Below are 23,341 nucleotides of genomic sequence, written 5' to 3' on the forward strand. Positions count from 1 at the left end.
AATATTGTCAACGGATTTATCCTTGAGGATGTCAGCGATGTCTTTGACGTAGGGTTTGGCAGCCTCCCCCAGATTTCCTAATGCCGATGCTGCACTGAAACGAACATTTGAGTCAACGGTTTTATCCTTGAGGATTTTGGCAGCTTTTTGAGCAAAATCTTCTGGTTTCTTACCTAGAGATTTTAAATCTTTCAGAACGTATTCAGCTAATTTGTTGAATGCAGATCCCTTTACTCCGTCATATCCATCATCAAGGGCAGCAACGATACCGTTAATCTGCCACGCTTCTGGGTTCGGCTTAGGCCGTTCTTTTGCGCTTACCCAAGGCAGGGCGAGGAGGAGAGTTAACAGCAGGGTAAAGGGAAAAAGGAAAAAAGGCGATCGCTTTTTAATTATGTGCAGATGCATTAGTATAATTTGTAATTTATTTAGTAATAAAGGCTATTTATGCCCTTTCTTTAGTAAGGAAGAGAAGGGGGTTAGGTTTTTACTAGTCAATCAGGAACCGCTACAGTTATCTTTTTACCGTCTGATAACTCAACCTAGCCAGAAATGGAATATTAATGTAATTATTACAGGAATTTAAAAAGATACGCTCAGAGTATAGTACTGAGCTTGCTTGAGCGATGGTGCGTAGGCGTAGCCCGCACTTCTCTACGAGACGCTCCGCGAACGACACCGCTCAGTGACCGTTGTAGACATCGCCTACTCAAACCACTGCACGAGATAATAACAATACCTCGTTTGATTGTTAGCGATCGCTAATGTCTTTTGATAACCTCTGCAAACTACTGTCCGAAAAACATCCCGCTACCTTTGCCAGTTGGGTATTAGGAACACCGCAAACTTCCGTCACAGTTCTCAAAACCGAATTGAGCATCGAACCAATTCGCGCTGATTATGTCACATTCCTACAGCTACAAGGACGCATTCTCCACCTGGAATTTCAAACCAAACTAGAATCTACGCCACCCCTACCCCTGCGGATGCTAGATTATTGGGTACGCTTGTATCGTTTATATCGTCTACCAATAACGCAAGTTGTCGTATTACTGCTTCCCCCCGCAGCAGGAACAGTAATTGAAACTGTCTTTTGTGTCGAAACTACCCGTCATGAATATCGCGTGATTCGCTTATGGGAAGAAAATCCTGAACTATTCCTCAATGATCCAGCTTTGTTACCATTAGCACCACTGGCCGCAACCACGCAACCTCAAGCATTGTTGCAACAAGTTGTAGGAAAAGTTAGTCAACTTGAGCCAAGACAACGACCAGAAATTTCCGCGTATACCCAAATCTTAGCGGGGTTAAAATACAATCAAGACTTGATTCGACAATTATTTCGGGAGGGTATGATGCGCGAGTCAGTAATTTATCAAGAAATTCTAAGAGAAGGGGAACAACTAGGAGAACAACGAGGACGGGAACAAGGACGAAAGGCAGAAGGGCAATTGCTCATTCTCCGTCTGCTTACTCGACGGGTGGGAGAATTACCCCAAGAAGTGCTAGACCGGATTGAAACTCTCTCCTTAGAACAATTAGAAAATCTCGGTGAAGCATTATTGGATTTTCAGGCGATCGCGGATTTAGAAGCCTGGTTTGCCACATTAGAGTTCAATTAACTTGAAGCCCCAAGGTTTGAGAGCTGCTAAAGCTATTTCTTCACTTACACCTTCATAAGCCTCCCATTCCAATGGGTGTTCTTTGGGATGTCCGTCGCCGACATTACCTGCAACTTTAATTATCGGACAGTTGGCAATGCGATCGCGCTCTAGCCCTTTTGGAACTACTAGTTGGATTTTGTGCCCGATAAACTTCGCTGTACTATCATTAGCTACAGATTCACGGATTAAACAAATATCACCAGCAGTCCCCCAAGTCGTTTGGTAAATGTGGAGGAATGATATATAAGTTGCAGGTTTGATGGATCTTTTTAGAACGTGCATTATCTGTAATCCTTACACTATGAGTCAAAAATCATAAATCATATAAGTATTTTCTATCACGTTCGTAGGGAAGAATGTTCTTAACTCACATTTTGCACCTAGTCCAGGCGATTAAAAACCGCCTGGTGGAGGATGTAATAGCATTTCACTTTCAGGTTGATACAAATGGGGGGCAGGGGAGCAGGGAGCCTACGGTGTATACACAAGTCCTTTTCACCCCCTCTAACTCCCCCTTGTAAAGGGGGAGAACCGGAAACCGGATATTTCCCCCCTTTACAAGGGGGGATTAAGGGGGGTAAATCCAGGGTTTGCGCTTCATTACAAAGATGTGGTACACCGTAGAGCAGGGAGCAGGGGGAAGAGTTAGAGACTAATCGTTTGTATCAAGCATTTCGTGAAATGGTATAAGCTCAAAAGACGATAATTGCCCACATACTAACTCCCAACCCAATAGCTGCTAGGTGTTGCCAAAGGAGCGATCGCACTGGTTGCTTGGCAATCTTTTGCGTTAATAACATAGTCATTAACACGGAGAAAATTATTGTTGCACCTTGCAAAAAGGCAATCACAGCAGGGTGAGCAATCAATATTGGCAATTGTTCGCCACTCAAACCAAGTGTCGCAAAGGTTACGGGTAAAATCCGTCCGCCTTCGCTTAAGCCCAAACGTAGATAGTGAGCTAAGTTTCCCCCTAAAACTAATGGGAGATAGCTATATGCAAGCTCTACAAATTTTCGAGGCTTACGGTTAGCGTTGAACAGTTGGAACAAGCCATAAGCGCCAAAGGTAAGAGCCGCTGGAATAATTAACACTAACAGCGATAATCCCAAATGCTGCCAAAAATCAGTTAAATCCAGTTGTAAGCCTAACCAAGATTGCAATTCTGGTAAACGATGTAGATAGATACCACCCAAAAGCAAAAACAATAATGCCACTTCATAAGTGCGGGGTACATGAGTTGTCCACAGTTCAATACCAGGGGGACGCAAGTTGAACTCAACGGAACGATGGGGACAAGCTTTCAGGCAAGTCATGCACAGTACGCAATCTCGGTTATCTTCTAATTGGGCTGGGTGTGAGTATAAAGGACATCCATTGGTTTCTAGCCCTTCGCCTTTTTGCGGACCGCCTTTATAACACTGATACGTGGTGCAACTGGCAGAACATATCCCTTGCTGTGCCCGGAGTTCCGTCATTGAGAGTTTGGCAAATAAACCATTCATCCCGCCGATGGGACAGAGATAGCGACACCAAAACCGCCGCTCAAAAATAGCCGAGAAAATCATCGCCCCAGCGGTAATTAACAGCAGCAAACAAGCGCTGAGATAAGCAGTATTTTCTAAATGCCAAAGTTCTTCCCATAAGAAAATTAGGGTAAATAAACCAAAGAGGAACCATCCGCCCCATTTCTCAGCTTGTTCTCTCGGCCAACGCTTGAGTTTTCGAGGCCACAGCCACAAAGAGAGCTTTTGGGTAATTTCTCCATAAATCATGAAGGGACAAACAGAACACCAGACACGACCCAAAAAGGGAAAGAGAAATAAGAAGAAGGGCCACCACCAAGCCCAAAATAGATTTAAGACGAAATTGTGATCGCGGGTTTGCGGCCCAATAAATAAGATTGCCACAATAATCGCAAAAGCTGTTGCAGTAAAACTGTAATTAATGCGATCGGGCCACCAGTCACTACGTAAAAACCGCCTTAAGGAAGGATAGGCATTTAACAGATTCACCCGAAATCGTTTTTTCTTAGTTTCAGCTGGCCAGAAAATTTCTTCTGTTAATTCATTTGCATCCTCAGCTTGCACAATCGCTCTTTCTACCAGATTTTTCAATTCCCTGAGGTTGCCAGGAAAATCATAAGACTGGAGGCGACGCAAAGCTTCTGGGGTAATGTGCGGTTTAGAAATCCCTCTAGAGCGTGTATAAAGACTGGTATAATATTCGACCTGTGTCTGAATATCAGCTTTCCGCACCCGTAGCGGTGGTACTTTAATAATGTGACCAACAGAACGTTCAACTGTCGGCTGAGTTTTTTCTGAAACAATCAGAATTCTGGCTTTACTGGGACGAGGTTCGGGTGCTGAATCTCCAGAACGACTGACGGGGGTATATTTACCAGTTTTGAGCAACTCTGTCACGGCAGGTAACAATTCTTCGGGCAATTCTTGGATATTGTTGAGAACTAGAGTACCTTCTCCCAACCATTCCAAAAGTCCTGGTTTGCCGCCAGCGCGACCAAATAAATCTGCACCGCTAGTTTGGAGAATACCACAATTTACTTTTATAATTGGTTCTCGCCGTTTGGGAGAACCAAAGTGGATGAGAGCTGCTATATTGTCTTTTTCTAACCCTGGTTCTCCGAAAATATCTACTGATTTGCGATCGGCAGCCGCTTCTCGAATTTGCTCCCGCAACCGCACAGCATAGCGACTTGTACCGACAATTCCGCGTTGCGCCTTGGTAACTAAATATGGACGCAAGGCAATAGAACGTTCTTGTTCGTAGCCAAGTGCAGATGTTACCTGAGCTAATTCTTGAGCCAATTGACGCGAAAAAGCCTGAACAATTTCGGGGTATTGAGTGACTAATTCCCGAAATTTGGCAGCAGGTACAACCCACAAGTGACATTCGGTTACTGTCGTAATTGTGAATGGAGTTGGTTCATCCAACAGCAATTCTTTGAGTTCAATCACTGCACCGGGGAGAAATCCACAAGCTAAAGCTGGGTTGCTTTGATTGGTGGTATTGCTTTCGAGTTGACCTTCTACAAGAATATAAAGGGCTTCTGGAGAATTGCCTTCACTAACTAAGTCAGTTTCGGCACTCACTACTTGTTCTTCAATTACTTGAGCGATCGCATTTAATACTTCAGGCGAGAGAATTCCTAAACTCGTGCGTTCTTGTAGCCATGTAACCGTTTCTGGAGATGTCATATTTAGTTCTCCCTGTAGGCTGCTGTATAACAAGAATTATCCCTGAAAGGGTATGTCAAAATATCTATATTCAGTTGTTGTGTATTAATACACAATGTGCAATAGACTTCTGTTTTGAAAATAAGGCAGGAGGCAGGAGGAAAAGACATTTTCATTGTTCCTTGTAAGCGCAGCTCATGGAGTCTCTTGCATAAATCATAAAGTTTGAACCCCATCCCGCCAAAGCTACGCTTTGCCTCCCCTCCCCAAGCTGGTTACGGTGTATACACAAATCCTTCTCACCCCTCTAACTCCCCCAATTGGGCTACGGTTTACACAAAAGTTTTCTAAAGCCCCACATCTTAACCTGCAATGCCAATGCATCGACCTGCAATGCCAATACATCGACCTGCTATGCCAATACATCGACCTGCTATGCCAATACATCGACCTGCTATGCCAATACATCGACCTGCTATGCCAATACATCGACCTGCTATGCCAATACATCGACCTGCTATGCTAATACATCGACCTGCTATGCCAATACATCGACTTGCTATGTTAATACATCGACCTGCTATGTTAATACATCGACCTGCAAAAATTAGCCCACCCTAAGTTACACTGCAACTCTAAAAAACTTGTGTGTACGCCGTAGCCGATGCTTTGAGGAGGGGATTAATACCATTTCCCGAAATGCTTGATACAAATGGTTTGTCTCTAACTCTTTCCCCCTGCTCCCCTGCTCCCCTGCTCCCCTGCTAGCTATTTGTCTTTCTAGCGAACGATAACCTTGCCCAAGTAGACTCTATTTAAGTTCGCTAAACAACGAATGGGCAAACAAAGCGGCTTGAGTGCGATCGCGTAAACTCAACCGACTCAGAATATTAGTAACATAGTTCTTAACAGTGTTTTCTGAAAGAAACAGCGATTCCGCAATTTCCCTGTTATTAGCTCCACAAGCAATTAACCGCAATACATCTAATTCTCTGGGTGTGAGTTGCGCCAATTCTGAAGGAATTTGCACAGACGGGGCAGGTGCGGCCATCGGCGTGAGGGCTTTCTCAAACAATCCCGGGCCGAGTAGGGTTTGTCCCTTGTAGACAGATCGAATTGCCAACATTAATTCATCTGGTTCGGTGTCCTTGAGCAAATAGCCCTTTGCACCCAGGCGCATCGCCTGAAAAACATACTCATCATCATCGAAGGTAGTGAGAACGAGAACCTTAATTTCAGGATATTGTTGAGCGATCGCTTTTGTGGTGGCAACTCCATCCATTACGGGCATCCGAATATCCATTAGCACAATATCGGGTTGCAGTGCGGCAATCTGTTCGAGTGCCCGTTGCCCATTTTCTGCCTCACCAATTACCTGCATCTCTGCATTCGACTCAAGCATACTTTTGAGTCCCTGGCGAATAAGATGCTGATCGTCAACTAATAAAATCCGAATCATAAGCTAAAACACCAACAGCTTTGAGAGTGGCAAAGAAACAGAAATACAGCAACCTGTTCCTAGTTGACTGTGGAGATTTAACTGGCCGCCCAATGCAACCGTCCGTTCTCGCATCCCTTGTAACCCAAACCCGGTTGTATTTTGAGTGGGGTTAAAACCTTTTCCATTATCTTCGATTGACAGATGAATCATTCCAGCGTGAGCCAGAAGTTTAACGGTGACACTCGTCGCCTCGGCGTGTTTGCAAATATTTGTCAGCGATTCTTGCACAATGCGGAATAAAGCCGTGTTTACTTCTGTTGGCAAGGTGTGCGGTACATCAATTTTACAGGACGGTTCAATACCTGTGGTTTGCTGAAAATCTGTCAGCAGCTTTTCAATCGCTGATTTGAGAGATTTCCCTTGCAAAGGATTTGAACGCAAAACCGAAAGCGATCGCCGAATTTCTAGCAACGCCTCAGCCCCCAATTCTTTCGCCTGTTTGAGAAATGTCAATGCTTTATCATTATTTGATTGCCAAAACAACAAAGTATTATTAATCTGAATGGTTTGGGCGGCGAGAGTGTGTCCTAACCCATCATGAATTTCGCGGGCAATTCGGTTGCGTTCCTGCAAGGTTGCCTGATCTTCAATCCGCAGGGCATACTGGCAAAGTTGTTGATTGATAATTTCTAATTGTTGATGGGCAATTTCTAATTGCTCTCGACTTTGGCGTTCTGCAAGCAGGGCATTAATTAACAATAAAGCGAATACTAACGTTAAGCTAAACAATAATATATTACTTAATCGCCAATCCCAGGACATGGCGATTAGCCTATCTCGCATAAAATTCTCAGGTTCAATGGGTCTTAATAAAAGCAGTGTTGCATGAGATAGCAAAGATAAACCCAAGACAACCAACTGTCCCGATAGCTTAAACATCAGACAACTCCGCATCACCAGTACCAGACACAGCAGCAAAACGGAGCGAGGAGATAAGCTATGTTGAGTCGCTGGTAGCCAGATTAAACCGAATTCCAGGGCTGTATAAAATAATTTTGTTTCCAGCTTCACCATTGGTAGTCTCAAGCCCATCAAGCTGAAAGTTGCGATCGCCAGAACTCGTAGCAGCAAAGACCAAGACAATTCAAACGGCAGTAGAACTTCCATGAACGCTGCCGTGGCTAATAACAGCCACTCTAGATAAAGCAACAGACGAAAAGATGGGTAGGTCAAGCTAACCATAGAACTGTTCCAAATCAATGGTCTTTCTAACAAAACCATAGGTATTTTCACAATTTTAGAGCTAAATAGGTGAAGAAGGCAGGATGCTGAAAGATGGGCGCTGTTGCAATACTTGTCGGATTTTGGGGGAAAGGGAAAAGGTTAAAGGGGAAAAATATTATATATCAAACCTTACAATCCTTTTCCCCTTCCCCTTTTCCCTTTAACCGAGCAGTATTGGGCGCTGTTGAGATGAAACTCTTCTTTCTATATAACGAATCTGTCTCTAGTATCGGTAGAGCCGTTCCGACTAATTAATTATTTCTAAATTAGGAAAAAAGTCACAATAACTTGAGTACTTTTTTACTGGTCAGGTTAGGAATTCTAGCTCATGTGCAAACTCATTCTAACTTTTAAGATTAGCTGGTGTGAGTAAAGCAGCAACTTTTCAAACATCTTCTAACGAAAATTGACTTAAAACAGTCCGATTACACACAACAAAAACAACAGAAATAAATGATGAAAAAACAGATAATTTTATCAACTCTGCTATTTGCAACTATCCTGATTGGAGGAATGACAGGTTGCAGCAGTTCTAAATCTCCAGATGTATCTCAAGGAAATGATTCTGGCACAAAGGTATCTGATACTTCTACAACAAACTCTCCGGCATCGAATACGCCAGAACGCGCCCATAAGCGCGAAGAAATTCGCAAGCAAATTGAGGCAGTTCTGACCCCAGATCAGGTCAAGGAATTGTCAACGAAATTACAACAAGGTGAAAAAATGCGTAAAGCAGTGTTGAGCCTGAATCTCACGGCTGACCAAAAGACTAAAATTCAGGATATTTTTAAGACTGCTTATCCCCATCGCAAAGGAAAATCTCAAGAGAATTCTTAGTAATTTTATCAAAATAGAATTCAGGAGTCAGGAGTCATAATTCCGAAGGAATTATCTACGGCTTAGAGCATTCAGCCTTTCATTAATTGGATTCTGAATTCTGAATTCTGAATTCTGGATTCTGGATTCTGGATTCTGGATTATTCTTCAAGAGTTAAAATATGTTTAAACAAAAATTTCTTGTCAAGATGGAGTTGGCTGCGATCGCAGCAATCTTTGTAGGAACTAGTCTCTACACTTCTAAAGCTCTAGGTAAAGCCCAATCTAATCCTCAAAAAATGGTGGATGAAGTGTGGCAAATTCTAGATAAAAATTATGTTGATGCCAGCTTTAACCATCAAGATTGGCAAGCAATTCGACAGCAGTATATTAGCCGTTCTTATAGTTCTAAGCAACAGGCTTATGGGGCGATTGAAGAAATGGTGGCAAAATTAGGCGATCGCTACACCGAGTTTTTCGACCCACAAGAATTTAAAGCCCTAAATAACGACATTTCTGGCAACCTCACTGGCGTAGGGCTGGAACTTGCACAGAATGAAAAAACTAAAGCCTTAACCGTTGTCGCCCCAATTCAAGGAACCCCTGCTTTTAAAGCGGGTATTTTGCCGGACGATGTAATTGTTCAAATTAACGGTCAAAAAACTCAGGGGATGAAAATTGACGATGCCGTGAAGCGGATTCTCGGCCCCATCGGAACCAAAGTAGTACTGACGATTCAACGGGGTAGCCAGTCGGAAACTTTCAAACTTACCCGCGCCAATATTGCTATTCATCCTGTAACTTACAACACGCAAACAACGCCAGCAGGTAAGATTGGTTACATTCGTTTGCCAGAGTTTACCCAAACGGCTCCCGCAGAGATGCATCGCGCAATTGAAGCATTAGAAAAACAACAAGTGCAGGGCTACGTTTTGGATCTGCGTTCCGATCCGGGTGGACTACTGGATGCGAGTTTGCAAATTGCCAGTATGTGGTTAAAGCAAGGGGCGATCGTGTCTTTGGTAAATCGAGACCAAGTTAAAGAGAGCTACAATGCATCGGGACATCCTCTCACCGACAAACCCTTAGTGATATTGGTTGATAAGGGATCTGCCAGCGCCAGCGAAATCCTGTCGGGAGCGCTGCAAGACGATAATCGCGCCACCTTAGTAGGGACTCGCACTTTCGGTAAAGGTTTAGTTCAAGCCGTCGAGCCACTAGAGGATGGTTCGGGGCTGAAACTAACGATCGCTAAATACTATACACCAAAAGGTCGAGATATCAATCATGTCGGCATTGCCCCAGATATTAACGTGGCATTAACCGAGGCGCAACAGAAAACATTAGTGCAAAACCGAACTTTGGGGACATTAGCCGATCCTCAGTATGCTAGCGCCGTTGCTGACCTGAGCAAATTGATTCAGTCTGGGGCTAATCATGTGAGTTTGCAGCGTGGGAAATGAAGCAGGCAGGTGGTCACTGAGCGTAGTCGAAGTGACCACCTGTCCCCTGCTTGCGGACTGGCTAACACTGCGCTATCTGCCTCCTGCCTTACTTTAACAAGCTAGGAACCGTATCTTTCTATCATGTCAACCCGCAAAGCCCAACGACTTCAAATTTGTGAACCAGTCCCAGGTTTGCAAATCTTGGTTCAACTTAGCAACACTCCTTTAGTGCGGACAATCATAGCTATTATTACCCACCATCAGCTAGCGATCGTTGGGCTTGTATTTGTTGCCACCTTGGTTTTTGCTATGCGAGAAAACGCCCCTTGGCTGACAGTACCTAAACAGGTAGCGATTGAATTCTTTTCTGCTGTATCCCAGTCCCTCGCTGCTTTATTAGGCGTGTTAATTGTTTTCCTCACTTTTACTAGTCAGTTGATCGCTCAAAGGAGATATGAGGACTACTATACACTTCAGATTCAGATTGACCAACTGATTCGTCTAACTCAGTCTCTTCCCCCCGAACTCAGTAATTTTGATGAAACTCTGATCGCACTGATTAACTATTTAGTTCCCTTACATTTAAAGGATTTCCCAATTTGGTCAACTAGCTCTCAGGTGTTACCTTGGGACAAGCTTTTAGATAATTTCAAGAATGAACATGAATTGACGCAAGTGCAGCAACAATGCTCTTTAGCTACCCATCTGCACCAACAACAAATTTTACTTGTTATCAATAACATGGAAGAAATCCTGGAAAGATTTTCTCGGCTATACAATCGTATCCTAGAGATGAGTCGGTTCATTCTCGCGATTGTAAAGCTGTCATTTCTTCTAGGAGTTTCGCTTGTATTTTTGCTGCTATTTGGCATTATCGATTTGCAAAGAAAATTTCCCGATCTCAGCCTACCTGTAATTGTTTCATTAGCAGTTTGGGTATTGATTGCTCTTTTGGAACTAGTACTTGATACCTGGTTTTTTTATAAAAACCTCTATGGTTCATCAAGTCACTATCTGCACTTTTTCCCGAATAAAAAATACCCCAATTAGTAAACAGAGGCTAACTCAACATGAGTAACTTAACATCATTCCCAGATACTAAAGCTACTAACGCAAGCAAAGCATCTCAACTTACAACTGATACGGTACGTGCTTATCTTCAAGAAATTGGGCGGATACCTCTGTTAACCCAAGAGCAAGAAGTTTTTTTTGCCCAGCAAGTTCAGCAGATGATGAAAATACTTGCTGAATCCGAAAAACTGACTGTTGAATTAAATCGTACCCCCACGCTGTCAGAATGGGCTAACCAGATGCAGTTAAGCGAACAGGAACTACTTCAAAAGCTAAATCAAGGGAAAAAAGCCAAGCAGAAAATGATGGCGTCTAATCTTCGGCTCGTGGTGTCAATTGCCAAACAATATCAGAGACGGAACTTAGAACTGATGGATTTAATTCAAGAAGGTACTTTAGGTTTGGAAAGAGGGATTGAAAAATTCAATCCGGCTTTAGGATACAGATTTTCAACCTACGTTTACTGGTGGATTCGTCAAGGAATTACCAGAGCGATCGCTCAACAAGGACGCATAATTAGATTACCAATTCACATTAATGAGAAGCTAAACAAAATTAAGCGCGTTCAGCGAGAGTTATCTCAAAAATTGGGTCGCGTTCCCACCACTACGGAAATTGCTCATGCACTTGCTTTGGAGCCTAATCAGATTCGACAATATCTAACTTTGGCTCGTCAAACTATCTCTCTCGATCTTCAAGTTGGTTCAGATAAAGATGTAAAGTTAGAAGATTTAATCGAAGATTATAGATATTCTGAAAATGGCTATACTACTGAGCAATCTCTCAATCAGGAACTTGAAGACTTATTGTCAACTTTATCTAGACAACAACAAGAAATATTAAACTTACATTTTGGCTTAACAGATGGAAATGAACTTTCTCTAGAACAGATTGGTCAGCGTATGGGTATTAGTCGGGAACGAGTCAGACAGATAGAAAAACAAGCTCTCCACCTTCTATATCGGCAGTTAAGAAGTAAGAAATAAACGCAAGCAAAAAAGTATTCCTTAAGATAATGAGATATTTTGAATATGATTACTTAAGAGGTATTTGGAAATATTATTTGTTTGACTTAGAATAAACAAAATCATCATTATTTGACAAAGCACATCGAGCAAACCGGAAAAAACGAGTTATTTTAGATGTGCCGCCTCAAATGAAATTGGTATCAGCGGCAGTTGAGGTAGTAAAGGATTTCACGGTTTTTAATTAATTAAAATGCATTGGAGGTTCTGATGAACCATGAAATTTCTAACGAGAGTTTGACTGAGAACAGCATAGAACCAGAGCTACCGCGATCGCCAAAAAAGAAAAAGATTACTTTAATAATTTTGGGCGTGCTATTACTGGCTGGACTAGGTTTTTTTGGTATCTATGCAGGTGCAGCCAAGTCAGACAAAAGTGAAAAATCTGGACGTAATAAGCAACAAGTTACACCTGTAACTGTGGCAACGGTGACACAAAAAACGGTTCCGATACAATTGCAGGCGATCGGTAATGTGCAAGCGGGGTCTACAGTATCGATTACGCCCCAAGCTAGCGGACGGATCGTAGGAGTTTATTTCAAGAAAGGTCAAGATGTGAAAAAGGGACAACTTTTGTTTACCATAGATGACCGATCGCAAGCTGCTGCAATCCAGCAAGCTCAAGGTACTGTAGCCAAAGACCAAGCCTCGGTACAACAAGCCAGAGCTGCATTAGCTAGAGATTTGGGTCAGGTAGACCAAGCTAGAGCCACTTTAGTCAAAGACCAAGCTTTAGTCCGACAAGCCGAGGCAAATTTAGCTAAAGATCGAGCGCAAGCAGAATTTGCTCAGGGACAGAGCGATCGCTATAGTGCGTTGTATAAAAAGGGCGCGATTAGTTTAGATCAAGCACAACAATACGTTTCCAATAGCAAATCGGCTACAGCAACCCTCCAAGCAGATCGAGAAGCGATCGCTAATGCTGAGGCTGTTTTGAAAAGCGATCGCGTGGCGCTGACTAATGCTGGTGCAGTTGTCCAAGGAGATCGAGCTGCGATCGCTAATGCTCAGGCTGTTGTCGTTTCCGACCAAGGAGCATTAGACAATGCCAAAGTGCAATTATCTTACTCCAAAATCTATGCCCCAATTGATGGTCGTGCGGGTAATGTTTCGGTGACTCAGGGGAATGTGGTGCAAGCTAACAGCAGTGCTTCGCTGACTCAGGGGAATGCCCTGCAAACCAACAGTACGGCTGGTACAACTAGCAGTTCGACTCCACTTGTTACCATCACCCAAATTCGCCCGATTGAAGTTGCTTTTTCCATTCCCGAAACAAATCTACCCCAGGTGCAAAAGTATATGCGGAATGGCAAGCTGAAGGTAGATGTGACATTCCCCAATAGTCAAGGTCATTCGACACCAGGGGTTTTGACATCTGTTAATAATACGGTTGATAACACCACGGGAACGATTCAACTGATTGGCCAATTTGACAACGCTCAAGGAAACTTGTTTCCTGGTCAATTTGTCAACGCCACCCTAACGCTGACTGAACAACCAAATGCAACGGTTGTTCCTTCCCAAGCCGTGCAGAATGGCCCCGATGGGCAGTTTGTCTTTGTAGTTAAGCCAGACATGACAGTAGAAAATGTTCCAGTTACAGTTAGCAGCACCATTCAGGGGCTAGATGTGATTCAGAAAGGACCGCAACCAGGCGATAAAATTGTTACCGATGGTCAAGCGAATCTCGTTTCGGGTAGCAAAATTCGCATCAAAACAGCCGGCAATGACTCAAATGCAGGTGGAAATTCCCCAAGAAGAGGAAGGGGGCAGGGGGGAGAATCTCCTAAGTCTGGCGGAGGTGAATCATGAACCTTTCGGAACCATTTATTCGCCGCCCGATCATGACTACTCTGGTGATGGCGGCAATTTTGATCTTCGGTTTCATGAGTTATCGTCTGCTGCCCATCAGCGATTTACCAAGTGTAGATTATCCCACAATTCAGGTAAGTGCTTCCCGACCAGGAGCCAGCCCGGAAACAATGGCAGCATCGGTTGCTCGTCCTTTAGAGAAGCAGTTTTCCAGTATTGCTGGACTCGATTCGCTCAACTCAACTAGCACTCTGGGACAGACTCAAATTACCCTGCAATTTAACCTGAGTCGGAACATTGATGACGCGGCGCAGGATGTGCAAGCCGCAATATCGGGAGCATCGGGGCAAATTGCAACGGATTTACCCAATCCTCCTACCTACAGCAAAGTTAACCCCGCAGACCAACCGATTCTTTATCTTTACCTCGATTCTCCCACACTGCCGCTTTCCCAGGTAGATAATTATGCCGAGACTTATCTGGCGCAAAAGCTATCTACAATCAATGGGGTAGCACAGGTAGCTGTCTACGGTTCCCAAAAGTATGCGGCTCGAATTCAACTCGATCCGCAGCAATTGGCAGCACGGCAAATTGGGCTGGCTCAGGTGACGACGGCGATTCAACAAGGTAACGTCAATTTGCCTACCGGCAGTCTTTCAGGAAATCACAAGAATTTTACAGTTCAAACTAACGGTCAACTTGAGGATGCGGCTGCTTATCGTCAGTTGATTGTCTCTTATAAAGATGGAATGCCCATCTATCTCAATCAACTGGGTCGGATCGTTGACAGTGTAGAAAATGACAAGGTGGCAAGCTGGTACAATAACACCCGCGCCATTATTCTCACCATTCAAAGACAGCCCGGAACCAATACGGTGCAAGTCGTAGACACGATTAAGAAATTGCTCCCGAATTTGCGAGAGCAGATTCCGGCATCAGTAGAAATTGGGATTCTCTATGATGCATCTCAGTCAATTCGAGATTCAGTAGATGATGTCAGGTTTACGTTGATTCTGACGATCGCTCTAGTTATCTTAGTAATTTTTATCTTTTTGCGGAACCTCTCGGCGACGGTGATTCCCAGTTTGGCATTACCCGTTTCGCTGATTGGTACTTTTGCAGTGATGTATTTGCTGCACTACTCACTAGATAACCTGTCACTGATGGCGTTGACCCTTTCAGTGGGTTTTGTAGTGGATGATGCGATCGTCATGCTAGAAAATATCGTCCGTCATATCGAAATGGGGGAACGTCCTTTAGAAGCGGCGTTGAATGGGTCGAGAGAAATTGGTTTTACTATCCTATCGATGACACTTTCCTTAGTTGCAGTGTTCATCCCCATGTTGTTCATGAGTGAAGTGCTGGGACGATTATTTCATGAATTTGCTGTAACGATCGCAGTGGCAATTCTCGTCTCTGGTTTTGTGTCTTTGACTTTGACTCCGATGTTGTGCAGCCGTTTTCTGCGTCCTGTAGATCATGCTAATCAAAGTCGGTTATATCAAGCTTCCGAATATGTCTTCGATCGCTTCCTTGGTTTGTACGATTGGAGTCTCAAAAAAGTCTTAAAATATCACCGCACCACGATGATTTTATCTGTCGTCCTATTGGCGGTGACAGTTGGGTTGTTGCTGGTAGTTCCCAAGGGCTTTATTCCTAGCGAAGATACCGGGCAAATTACAGGTATTACCCAAGCAGCCGAGGATGCATCCTTTGATAATCTTGTTCAGCATCAGCAGACAGTTGCTAACCTGATTCGTCAAGATCCAAATGTAGATGCAGTCAACTCTAATATCGGGGCGGGAGCGAGTGCTAATGGCAGTGGGGCAGCAGTTGCAGCCAATTCTGGTAGTTTGTTTATTCGGTTAAAACCGCGATCGCAGCGCCAACTTGGGGCTGACGAAATCGTGCAAAATTTGCGAACCAAACTTGCCACTGTTCCAGGCATCCAAGTATTCTTACAAAATCCGCCAGCAATACCCATTGGCGCTCAACAAAGCACAGGACTTTATCAGGTTGCACTTCAGAGTTCTGATGTCAAACCCTTGCAGGAATATGTTCCCCAACTTGTTCTCAAGATGAAGAACTTGCCAGAACTCCAGGATGTCAACAGCGATTTACAATTTGCTTCCCAGATTCAAATTGATATTGACCGCGATAAAGCCTCAACTTATGGGATCACCGCCGAGCAAATCGAAAATACCCTCAGAAGTGCTTACGGTTCCTATCAAGTATCAACTATCTATGCAGCAACCAATGAGTATCAGGTGATTTTGGAATTAGCACCCCAGTTTCAGCAAGATATCAATGCTCTGTTGACCTTATACATTAACTCCAGCACAGGAGTGGCAGTTCCTCTGAAGACATTCGCCAAACTATCTCAGGGAGTCAGCCCGTTAATGGTCAATCATAACGGTAGAATGAACGCCGCTACCATTTCCTTTAACCTCGCCCCAGGTGCGTCCTTGGGAAATGCCAACCAAAAAATTGCAGAACTGATCGATCGAGTAATTCCTAAGAGCATTAGCACTAGCTTTCAGGGTGCAAGCCAGGTATTTCAAAGTTCACTGCCGAGTTTGGGTTTACTGTTAGCGATCGCTATCTTAGTAATTTATCTGATCCTGGGTATTCTCTATGAGGATTTCATTCACCCAATTACAATTCTTTCCGGTTTGCCATCAGCAGGTTTTGGGGCATTGTTAACGCTGATATTATTCCATGTCGAACTGAATGTTTACTCCTTCATCGGCATAATTCTCTTAGTGGGCATCGTCAAGAAAAACGGGATTATGATGGTGGATTTTGCCATTGAAGCCCAGCGAGAAGAATTGAAAAAACCGTCTGAGGCAATTTATCAAGCCTGTTTGGTGCGCTTCCGTCCAATTATGATGACTACGATGGCAGCATTAATGGGAACCTTGCCTATTGCGATCGGATTTGGGGCTGGTTCCGAATCCCGCCGTCCTCTAGGGATTGCAGTTGTGGGTGGACTGGTGTTTTCTCAGATATTGACTCTGTATTTAACACCTGTGTTCTATATATATATGGAATCATGGCGGAAGAAACTCAATCAAGTTAAGTTCCGGCGGGTATTTTCATTTTCAGGTGGGCGATCGTGATTTTCTACAAGCAATATAATCTTACGAATTACGAAATAGTACCACACTAAAATTTAGATATTAGCGTTTTTGGAATAATTACACTATGACTTTAGCACTAGAACAAGAAATTCCTCCCTTAAGTGAAGATGCAACAGGTGCAATTCGGGTAGGCAATACAAGGGTTTTGCTAGAACTGGTGATTCGTAGCTTTCAAGATGGTGCATCCCCTGAATCTATTGTTGGGCGTTATTCATCCTTGTCATTATCTGATGTATACCTGACAATTGGCTACTATCTTCGACATCGAGATGCTGTCGAATTATACCTCGAACAACGCGAACAATTAGCTGAATCTGTTCATCAACATCTGTCAAATGTTCAACCTGATTTGAGCCTAATTCGTTCTCGCTTATTAGCCCAGCAATAATTTTAAAAAATGTCAATGCTGAAGTTATTGAGTGATGAGAATTTCAATGGCGATATTGTGCGAGGGCTATTTCTGCGTCAACCAAATCTTGACTTACTTCGCGTTCAGGATGTTGGTTTGCAGGAAGTAGATGAACCAGCAATCTTAAATTGGGCAGCAGCAAGCGATCGCATAATCCTCACTCATGACCGGGCAACAATGCCAGATTTCGCTTACGAGCGATTGTTAAAAGGAGAGCAAATGTTGGGTTTGTTCGTAGTCAACGATCGGATGCCAATTAGACAAGCAATTGACGAATTGCTGCTGCTGGTTAATTACAGCGATCAGTTGGAGTGGAAAGGGATTGTCCTATATTTGCCCTTATGAAATATAAACCAATCCCGTTCAGTTAGGTCAAAAATCAGTAGCTAAGATTCACATTTCTGGGAGAACACAACTCATGAACCTTTCAGAACTCTTCATCCGTCGTCCAGTCATGACCACCTTGGTAATGATGGGTATCCTCATTTTCGGTCTCATGAGTTATCTACTGTTACCCATCAGCGCCCTACCCAACGTTGAATATCCTTTTATTTCTGTCTCTGCTAGTCTCCCTGGTGCTACCCCAGAAACAATGGCATCTTCAGTCGCCGCACCCCTAGAAAGACAGTTTACCGAAATTGCCGGACTAAATTCATTCAATTCCACTAGTTCTACAGGCAGCACCAACATCTCCCTACAATTTGACTTTAGCCGCAGAGTAGAAGATGCCGCAAAAGATGTACAGGCAGCTATCTCAGCCGCAGCCGGACAACTACCTGCCGGAATGCCTCACCCCCCCACCTACCGCAAAGTTAACCCGTCTGTCTCACCAATACTCTTCCTCTATATGTATTCGGAGACACAGCCAATCTCGACAGTTGATGAATACGCAGAGGTAACAGTTGGTCAGCCTATCTCGATGATTGATGGTGTTGCTCAGGTACAGGTTTTTGGTCAACAGCAATATGCAGTCCGCGTCCAGCTTGACCCGCGAGAGTTAGCATCGCGGGGAATTGGTCTAAATCAGGTAAAAACTGCAATTCAACAGGGAAATGTCAACTTACCAACCGGCAGTCTCTCTGATACTTACAAAAGTTATACGATTCAGGCGAACGGTCAACTCACCGATGCTGCCAGCTATCGCCAGCTAATTGTAACTTACAAGAATGGTGCGCCCGTGCGGCTCCAGGATTTGGGACAGGTAATTGACAGCGAACAAAACGTCAAAGTCTCGAATTTGTATAGCGATCGCAAGGTGACAAACCGTCATTCTGTCGTTCTCGCTGTACAGCCGCAACCAGGTGCTAACACGGTAAATATCGTTGATTCCATCCAGAAACTTTTACCCACGCTCCGCGAACAAGTTCCCAAATCCATTGAAATGGGGATTATGTACGATCGCTCCCAAACCATCCGAGCCTCTGTCAATGATGTGAAATTTACCTTGGTTCTCTCGGTTTGTCTAGTTGTCTTGGTAATTTTCTTATTCTTGCGTGACATCACTGCGACGCTAATTCCCAGTTTGGCGTTACCTGTAGCGATCATTGGGACTTTTGCCGTAATGTATCTGTCGGGCTTCTCGCTGGACAACCTCTCACTCATGGCGTTGACTCTCTCTGTGGGCTTTGTCGTGGATGATGCGATCGTTGTGTTGGAAAATATCGTCCGTTATCGAGAAATGGGCGAATCTCCTCTAAACGCGGCATTGAAGGGATCGAGGGAAATCAGCTTTACCATTTTGTCAATGACCCTTTCCTTGGTAGCGGTGTTCATCCCGATTATGTTTATGAGTGGAATAATCGGGAAATTATTTCATGAATTTGCCGTAACGATCGCAGTGGCAATTTTGGTTTCGGGTTTTGTTTCCCTCAGTCTTACCCCCATGTTGTGCAGTCGCTTTCTGCGTTCACATCAGGAAAAACCAAATCGGCTGTATCGAGTCTCAGAACGGGCATTTGATTTACTACTGCGGGGATATGATTGGACGCTCAAGCCCGTCTTAAAATACCGCCTGATGACACTGATTGGTTCTGGCATTCTGCTGGTAATGACCATCTATTTGTTCGTCATCGTTCCCAAAGGATTTATTCCTACAGAAGACACCGGACAACTGACGGCCAACACTAAAGGAGCGCAAGATATTTCTTTTGATGATATGCGTCGTCACCAGCAAAAGGTTGTTGATATCATTCGTCAAGACCCCAATATTGAAGCAGTTGACTCGATTGTGGGTGCAAGTGGGCCGAATGCTTCGGTGAACTCCGGGCGAATTACGATTCGGCTCAAGCCACGTTCTCAACGTAAACTGAGTGCTGACGAAATCATTCAAGAGTTAACCCCCAAGTTGAGACGTGTAGTTGGGGTTAAGACATTCCTCCGTTCTCCGCCAGCTATTCCCATCGGTGGACAACAAACTAATTCTACTTATCAGTTCACCTTGCAGAGTTTGAATTTACAAGACTTGCGCCAATACGTTCCTAAACTTGTGGATAAAGTCAAAACACTACCAGGACTCCAGAACGTTGACAGTGATTTACAACTCAGCACTCCTCAAATCCAAGTCAAATTTGACCACAACAAAGCTGCAACCCTTGGCATTACCGCTCAACAAGTTGAACAAACCCTCAGCGCCGCTTATGGTTCCAGTCAGGTGTCAACTATTTATACCCCAAATGACCAATTTTATGTAATTTTAGAAGTAAAACCGGAATTTCAACGAGATCCTAGCGCTCTATCGATGCTCTATGTGCAATCAAGTACTGGGAAACTTGTTCCTTTGAGTGCGATCGCTAATATTAGCCAGAGTGTCGGCCCGCTCACGGTTACTCACGTTGCTCAACTCCCCTCTGCAACTATCTCTTTTGACACGCTTCCAGGAACGTCTCTAAGTCAGGCTACAGATGCTATCAAGCAAGCAGCCAGTGAGGTACTACCCTCAACAATTACCCCCAGCTTTCAAGGTTCAGCCCAAACCTTCCAACAATCCTTCAACGATTTAGGCGTGCTGTTGTTGGTATCTATTTTAGTCATCTATCTGATTCTCGGTATCCTCTATGAGGATTTTATACACCCGATCACCATTCTTTCCGGTCTGCCTTCGGCGGGTTTTGGTGCATTATTGACGCTGCTGATTTTCCAGGTTGATTTAAATCTTTACTCTTTCATCGGCATCATTCTCTTAGTCGGCATCGTCAAGAAAAACGGGATTATGCTGGTGGATTTTGCCATTGAAGCGCAACGAAAGGAAGGGAAAAATTCCTTTGATGCCATTTATGCCGCTTGCTTGATTCGCTTCCGTCCAATTATGATGACGACGATGGCAGCTTTAATTGGGACACTCCCCATTGCTCTGGGGACAGGAGTCGGTTCAGAAGCGCGTCGTCCCTTGGGGATTGCGATCGTTGGTGGATTGGTGTTTTCTCAGATATTGACTCTCTATCTGACTCCAGTATTTTACATTTACATGGAGACATGGCGGAAAAAGCTTAGTATGCAGAGTAGGAAAGCTGAAAAAAAGCATCTGCCAGCAGTTAAAAGTTAATGATAGTTTTTGGTAAAGTCGAGCATGAGTAAAGCGATCGCTTAGAGTCAATTACCATCGCTCGGAAACTGCTTGGCAAGATTGGGTTGAAGCTGCTCTCTCAGGTAAAAGTTAGAGAATGCTGATAGATTTTACAGCCGTAGTCACACAGGTTAGGACATTTGGAAAAGGTGAATGCTAGAGTTAGCAATAGTTTTACCTCCTGCCTCCTGCCCGGTTGTTGAGTTTCGACTACGCTCAACTGCCGCGTAGTCGAAACACTGCCTCCTGCCTCCTGCTATACGTCGCTGCAAGATGAGTACTGTCTGCCTTGTTTGTATCTGTTTGTCCTAGATAAGACTTTTTATGACTAAATAATACAAAGCATTTGAAATTTACTTTCAAAGACCTAACTATTGAGGTCTTTTTCATGCTGTGTTTATTTAAAAAACAGCTTAATTTAGATTCATGGTTCAACAACAGGTTCTGAACGCGGTAAGCACAAAACTAAATAGCTAAGACTCTATTGAAAATAATAAATAATATTTATTTTCATCAAATTCTAAGCGATTACGTTCCAGTAAATATCGATTTCAAGCGATATTTACATCTGTGCAAACCACCACTTAATCTGAACTTGACCAGATTACAATCAATACCTAAAGGACAAAAATGGCACTTTTCAATCTTGGTACACTCGGTAGCACTCCAGTTGTTAGAGATAACTTCAGTTTAACTACCACAGACCCCACAGATGTCTTTAAATTCCAAATCACCAGTGGCAAAAATATCAACCTGTCTATGACAGACATCAGTGCTGGCGATGATGCGGACATCCGGCTGTTTCGAGACGCTAACAATAACGGTGTATTGGACAGCTTCGACCGAAATGTTGGACTTGTTTCCAATCGCGGAAGCAACCAAGATGAGGCGATTAACTTTAAAACTAGCCCAGGTACTTTTTTTGCAGAAGTATCTCGCTTTGCTCCAGGTAGTTCAGGCAATGTCAGTTACGATTTAGCCTTGTCTGCAACTGAACCTTCTGGAACTTTTCCCCTTTCAGCCAGTTTCAGTAACCTTCTTCCTAAAGAATTTGTACTTGGTAACTTGTCAGCTGATGTTACTCGTACAGGTAACGTCAATAACCAAAACACTACTGATGTTTACAACTTCTCTTTGGGATTTTTTGAGGGTGTCAACATTAAATTGAACGGACTCAACGGCGATGCTGACATTAGGCTAATTCGCGACTCTAACAACAATCGCATCGTTGATGCTGGTGAAGAAGTTGCACGCTCTACTAGTGGAGGTACTACGTCAGAGCTTATTTCCAACATTAACTTATCTGGTGACTACTTCTTGCAAGTCACTCAGTTCTCTAGCTCTAACTACACTGTGACTTTCGACCATTTCACCACCCCCTTTGCTTTAGTTTAGACATCGACAGTGGTGAGTAGTACTTGAAAGCTTTGTACGGCAATGCTTTCAAGGGTATGCAAATGATGTAAGCGGCAAAGAATTCTATCTGAACTTTGCCGCTTTTATTCCAGACTTTAGACAAAAAAATTACATCAGACTTAACTAAAGCGGACTGAGGAACGATAATGATATCCAACTAATTTAAGACTTTTATCGCAATCGAGGAAATTGCCCGTTCTATTAAGAGCGGTATTACCTCAGATATTATTTCCAATATTAATAATGCAAGTAATTCAAAAATAGCACTAACTACACTTTGACTTTTAACTAGTTCACCACCCCCTTTGCTTAAATTTAGGCATCGGGAGTGGTGAGTAGCACTTGAAAGTATTGTACGGCAATGCTTTCAAGGGTATGCAAATGATGCAATTAGCAGAAAGTTATACCTGAACTTTACCGCTTCATTGCATAAATTATAGCTGCATCGATCAAATATTTCAACAAAATCGATCTTAAAGATTTTTTAAGCTTCCTTCGGGGAAGGGATTTAGGCGCAGATGTACGTCTGTGGGGTTCTATCGCCGATTCATTTCACTTTGCCCGATGGGTTGATGAAGTGAAGTGTAACAAGTGGGGAGTGAAAACTTATAAATTAGCGATCGCTTAAAGACTACCAGAAACATCCAATTAATCATAAGAAGCCTCTGATAACTCAGAGGCTTTTTTGTATCAATTACAACAAGGATTGTAGTGCTGCCATCGCCTTGATACAAGCTTTGCCTAATTCTTCACACATCCCTTATTTCATCAAACTCATTCTTAGATTACGCGAATGGTGAGTCATAAGACTTTTTATGACTAAACAATACAAAGCACTTGGAATTTACTTTAACAAACACCTAACTATAGAAGTCTTTTTCATGCTGTGCTTATTGAAAAAACAGTTTAATTTAGATTCATGGATAAACAACAAGTTCTGAACGCGGTAAGCACAAAACTAAACAGCTAAGGCTCTATTGAAAATAATAAATAATTTTATTTTCATCAAACTCTAAGCCACTACATTCCAGTAAATATCGATTTAAATCGAAGATTTAC

The 23,341-nt window shown here is 43.3% G+C and carries 16 protein-coding genes and 1 pseudogene; 12 read left to right on the forward strand and 5 right to left on the reverse strand.

The genetic code is table 11. The features are described 5' to 3' along the window. Positions 1-408 (reverse strand): annotated as a pseudogene (locus V7K45_RS13640) (HEAT repeat domain-containing protein); the annotation flags it as partial. Positions 409-764: 356 nt separating this feature from the next. Between V7K45_RS13640 and V7K45_RS13645 the strand changes: the two are divergent. After that, positions 765-1,622 carry an Rpn family recombination-promoting nuclease/putative transposase gene (locus tag V7K45_RS13645; protein ID WP_335004179.1) on the forward strand — a complete coding sequence of 286 codons (858 nt, stop codon included), beginning with the start codon at positions 765-767 and terminating at the stop codon, positions 1,620-1,622. On the opposite strand, the gene V7K45_RS13650 is transcribed toward V7K45_RS13645, so the two are convergent. Beyond that, entirely contained in the window at positions 1,608-1,946 is a 339-nt protein-coding gene (locus tag V7K45_RS13650) for a hypothetical protein (protein ID WP_335004181.1), read from the reverse strand. The two genes, V7K45_RS13645 and V7K45_RS13650, sit on opposite strands and share 15 nt — an antisense overlap. A 410-nt stretch (positions 1,947-2,356) precedes the next feature. Beyond that, a complete protein-coding gene (locus V7K45_RS13655; protein ID WP_335004183.1) occupies positions 2,357-4,882 on the reverse strand; it encodes a cyclic nucleotide-binding domain-containing protein in 2,526 nt (841 codons plus the stop codon). Between the two features lie 357 nt (positions 4,883-5,239). On the opposite strand from V7K45_RS13655, the gene V7K45_RS13660 reads away from it, so the two are divergent. Beyond that, positions 5,240-5,482 carry a hypothetical protein gene (locus V7K45_RS13660; RefSeq protein ID WP_335004185.1) on the forward strand — a complete coding sequence of 81 codons (243 nt, stop codon included), beginning with the start codon at positions 5,240-5,242 and terminating at the stop codon, positions 5,480-5,482. Positions 5,483-5,672: 190 nt separating this feature from the next. Here the strand turns inward: V7K45_RS13660 and V7K45_RS13665 are convergent, their stop codons facing one another. Then, positions 5,673-6,320, reverse strand: coding sequence for a response regulator transcription factor (locus V7K45_RS13665; protein ID WP_335004187.1), 648 nt, complete (start codon positions 6,318-6,320; stop codon positions 5,673-5,675). A gap of 3 nt (positions 6,321-6,323) precedes the next feature. Continuing rightward, positions 6,324-7,544: a sensor histidine kinase gene (locus V7K45_RS13670; RefSeq protein WP_335004189.1), complete on the reverse strand. Its 1,221-nt coding sequence runs from the start codon at positions 7,542-7,544 to the stop codon at positions 6,324-6,326. Positions 7,545-8,039: 495 nt separating this feature from the next. Here V7K45_RS13670 and V7K45_RS13675 point away from each other — a divergent pair, with 495 nt between their 5' ends. From V7K45_RS13675 to V7K45_RS13720, 10 genes are all read left to right on the forward strand, one after another. Then, positions 8,040-8,423: a hypothetical protein gene (locus V7K45_RS13675; protein ID WP_335004191.1), complete on the forward strand. Its 384-nt coding sequence runs from the start codon at positions 8,040-8,042 to the stop codon at positions 8,421-8,423. Positions 8,424-8,584: 161 nt separating this feature from the next. Continuing rightward, on the forward strand, positions 8,585-9,865 hold the full coding sequence (locus V7K45_RS13680; protein ID WP_335004193.1) for a S41 family peptidase: 1,281 nt from the start codon (positions 8,585-8,587) through the stop codon (positions 9,863-9,865). A 123-nt stretch (positions 9,866-9,988) separates the two neighbouring features. Then, complete coding sequence (locus V7K45_RS13685) at positions 9,989-10,897, forward strand: hypothetical protein (RefSeq protein WP_335004195.1); 909 nt, start codon at positions 9,989-9,991, stop codon at positions 10,895-10,897. Positions 10,898-10,917: 20 nt separating this feature from the next. Beyond that, positions 10,918-11,904: an RNA polymerase sigma factor, RpoD/SigA family gene (locus V7K45_RS13690; RefSeq protein ID WP_335004197.1), complete on the forward strand. Its 987-nt coding sequence runs from the start codon at positions 10,918-10,920 to the stop codon at positions 11,902-11,904. Between the two features lie 249 nt (positions 11,905-12,153). Further along, positions 12,154-13,755 carry an efflux RND transporter periplasmic adaptor subunit gene (locus tag V7K45_RS13695; RefSeq protein ID WP_335004199.1) on the forward strand — a complete coding sequence of 534 codons (1,602 nt, stop codon included), beginning with the start codon at positions 12,154-12,156 and terminating at the stop codon, positions 13,753-13,755. Continuing rightward, the gene (locus tag V7K45_RS13700; RefSeq protein ID WP_335004201.1) at positions 13,752-16,874 is read left to right on the forward strand and encodes an efflux RND transporter permease subunit; all 3,123 of its coding nucleotides are present in this window, start codon (positions 13,752-13,754) and stop codon (positions 16,872-16,874) included. The genes V7K45_RS13695 and V7K45_RS13700 overlap by 4 nt, the downstream gene beginning before the upstream one ends. A gap of 85 nt (positions 16,875-16,959) precedes the next feature. Further along, positions 16,960-17,283: a DUF433 domain-containing protein gene (locus tag V7K45_RS13705; RefSeq protein ID WP_292733915.1), complete on the forward strand. Its 324-nt coding sequence runs from the start codon at positions 16,960-16,962 to the stop codon at positions 17,281-17,283. Positions 17,284-17,298: 15 nt separating this feature from the next. After that, positions 17,299-17,649: a DUF5615 family PIN-like protein gene (locus V7K45_RS13710; protein ID WP_335004203.1), complete on the forward strand. Its 351-nt coding sequence runs from the start codon at positions 17,299-17,301 to the stop codon at positions 17,647-17,649. 73 nt (positions 17,650-17,722) lie between these two features. Next, positions 17,723-20,845, forward strand: a complete 3,123-nt coding sequence (locus tag V7K45_RS13715; RefSeq protein ID WP_335004205.1) for an efflux RND transporter permease subunit — start codon at positions 17,723-17,725, stop codon at positions 20,843-20,845. Positions 20,846-21,496: 651 nt separating this feature from the next. Continuing rightward, positions 21,497-22,261 (forward strand): PPC domain-containing protein, encoded by a 765-nt coding sequence (locus V7K45_RS13720; RefSeq protein ID WP_335004207.1) that lies wholly within the window; start codon positions 21,497-21,499, stop codon positions 22,259-22,261. The last annotated feature ends 1,080 nt before the right edge of the window (positions 22,262-23,341 follow it).

This window comes from Nostoc sp., from assembly GCF_036917375.1.
GTDB lineage: Bacteria > Cyanobacteriota > Cyanobacteriia > Cyanobacteriales > Nostocaceae > Nostoc.